2 pseudogenes are annotated in these 513 nt (G+C 57.7%); both read right to left on the bottom strand.

Annotated elements, in window-relative coordinates:
- A pseudogene (locus tag NW839_RS13590) lies at positions 1 to 436 on the bottom strand (RNA-guided endonuclease TnpB family protein); the annotation flags it as partial.
- Positions 429 to 513 (bottom strand): annotated as a pseudogene (locus NW839_RS13585) (IS607 family transposase); the annotation flags it as partial. The pseudogenes NW839_RS13585 and NW839_RS13590, both read right to left, overlap by 8 nt.

Raw genomic sequence — 513 nt, 5'->3', positions numbered from 1 at the left:
TTGCTAACGAACACTGCTCGTTCACGGGCTCAGGAAAGATGGCATACCATCTGTCTTTCACCCGCATTAGCTCAGTTCCGCGTGCCCATTCTCTGGGTATCTCCTCGGACGCACGGAACGCCAAGCCTCGGGTGAGTTTCGGGTACCACGTTCCATTGCGAAAGTTGCCGGCGTTGAACTGCAGTGTATGTGACCTGTCCCGCACACTGCGAAACCTCGCGTCTTTGCTTCGGCGAAACGCCAACCACGCCTCGACGACCGCGTTCTGCTTGATGTGGCAGGGGGCGTCCTTCACCCACTGGGGCAGGTCGGAGCGCAGGATGATGTCCCGCAGCTTTCTGGCCGTTTTTGGGGCACCATGCTGGCGCTGATAGGCAGTCGCTTGGTTGTAGCAGTACCGGCATGCCGCTTGCCAATGCTTCCAAACCTTAGCCAACGCCGGTTCCGGATAAATCCGTATCTTTCTCGATTGCAGCCCGGTATTTTCTGAGTCCGTAGAGCCGACTGCTGAAG

Origin of the sequence: Synechococcus sp. R5-15 (assembly GCF_047462035.1) — a bacterium.
Taxonomy (GTDB): Bacteria; Cyanobacteriota; Cyanobacteriia; order Thermostichales; family Thermostichaceae; genus Thermostichus.
The sequence above is the reverse complement of the archived record's forward strand: the minus strand, read 5'-3'. Positions and strand labels throughout refer to the sequence as shown.